Source organism: Cupriavidus sp. 05L411 (genome assembly GCF_056398045.1).
This window is the reverse complement of record NZ_JBFTOQ010000126.1, coordinates 1-1,853: the sequence shown is the minus strand read 5'-3', so window position 1 is coordinate 1,853 and position 1,853 is coordinate 1. Positions and strand designations below refer to the sequence as shown.

The following is a 1,853-nucleotide window of genomic DNA, read 5'->3' as shown; positions in this document are numbered from 1 at the left end:
AGTCGAGGATCTTTGCCACGACGCCGGCGCCGACGGTACGACCGCCTTCACGGATGGCGAAACGCAGGCCTTCTTCCATGGCGATCGGGGCAATCAGCTTGACCGTGATCGACACGTTGTCACCCGGCATAACCATTTCCTTGTCCTTCGGCAGCTCGATCGAGCCAGTCACGTCGGTCGTACGGAAGTAGAACTGCGGGCGGTAGTTGTTGAAGAACGGGGTGTGGCGGCCGCCTTCGTCCTTCGACAAGATGTAGACCTCGCCGGTGAAGTGCGTGTGCGGCTTGATCGAACCCGGCTTGCACAGCACTTGGCCGCGCTCGACGTCTTCGCGCTTSGTGCCGCGCAGCAGCAGACCCACGTTGTCGCCTGCTTGACCTTGGTCCAGCAGCTTGCGGAACATTTCCACGCCGGTGCAGATGGTCTTGACCGTCGGCTTGATACCAACGATTTCGATTTCTTCACCAACCTTGATGATGCCGCGCTCGATACGACCGGTCACAACCGTGCCACGGCCCGAGATCGAGAACACGTCTTCCACCGGCATCAGGAAGGTACCGTCGATGGCACGTTCCGGCGTCGGGATGTAGCTGTCCAGCTGCTCGGCCAGGGCCAGAATGGCTTGCTCGCCCAGTTCGCCCTTGTCGCCTTCCAGTGCCAGCTTGGCCGAACCCTTGATGATCGGGGTGTCGTCGCCGGGGAATTCGTACTTGGACAAGAGCTCGCGCACTTCCATTTCGACCAGCTCGAGCAGCTCGGCGTCGTCGACCATGTCGCACTTGTTCAGGAACACGATGATGTAAGGCAGTCAACGTGTGCGTAGTGGCGGTTAGCCGTTTCGTACTCGACGTGTGCGGTGTTGATGGTAATACCGCGTGCCTTTTCTTCCGGCGCTGCGTCGATTTCGTCGTACTTCTTGGCCGAACCGCCAAACTTGGCTGCCAGCACCGTAGCAATTGCTGCCGTCAGGGTGGTCTTACCATGGTCAACGTGACCGATCGTACCAACGTTCACGTGCGGTTTAGTCCGCGAGAACTTTTCCTTTGCCATTTCGCGACTCCTGTGTCGGTAGCGATATTGCTAGTGCGGTATTTGGTGCCCATGGGCAGGATCGAACTGCCGACCTCTCCCTTACCAAGGGAGTGCTCTACCACTGAGCCACATGGGCGAAACTTGAATGCTGCTTTTTTAGAACTGCAAGAACCCGGGCAATTTGGAGCGGGTGAAGGGAATCGAACCCTCGTCGTAAGCTTGGAAGGCTTCTGCTCTACCATTGAGCTACACCCGCCGGGTTACCACGCTTTCTGCTTCACCGACACCTGCCGGGTACTCACTACTGCTTTGCAATTCTTGGTGGAGAGGGTTGGATTCGAACCAACGTAGGCGTAAGCCAACAGATTTACAGTCTGCCCCCTTTAGCCACTCGGGCACCTCTCCGCAGTGAACTTCTGATTATGGTGTAACTTTCCTTGGCTGTCAAGCACTTTCCGTACTATGCAAAGTAGGGAAGGACAGGCCTTGGAGCGTTGACCTGGCACCAGCTAGGCTGCCCGATCGCACCATCATCGTCGGCATTCAATAAAGAACACCTTCACCCTATAGGGGCTAGCCAGAGGCTCTAAAACGGCTTCTGGCGGCCTCTCGGGACTTGCTTTGACTCTCGCGTTCCCGCCAGGCTTACGGGCCTGGACGCTGCTAGAGCCTGATCGCGCTTTTGATCGCACAAAAGCAAAACCCCCCAGTACTTTCGTACTGGGGGGTTTCAAGGGAGAGCCTGGCGATTACCTACTTTCACACGGGTATCCGCACTATCATCGGCGTGGAGTCGTTTCACGGTCCTGTTCGGGATGGGA

Annotated in this window: 3 tRNA genes and 1 pseudogene; all 4 read right to left on the bottom strand. The window is 57.3% G+C overall.

Features of this window, described 5'->3' with window-relative positions:
* Nucleotides 1–1,050 (bottom strand): annotated as a pseudogene (locus tag AC1DQR_RS40230) (elongation factor Tu); the annotation flags it as partial.
* A 43-nt stretch (nucleotides 1,051–1,093) separates the two neighbouring features.
* A tRNA-Thr gene (locus AC1DQR_RS40225) sits at nucleotides 1,094–1,168 on the bottom strand.
* Between the two features lie 46 nt (nucleotides 1,169–1,214).
* Nucleotides 1,215–1,288, bottom strand: a tRNA-Gly gene (locus AC1DQR_RS40220).
* Nucleotides 1,289–1,351: 63 nt separating this feature from the next.
* Nucleotides 1,352–1,437, bottom strand: a tRNA-Tyr gene (locus AC1DQR_RS40215).
* Nucleotides 1,438–1,853 lie beyond the last annotated feature (416 nt).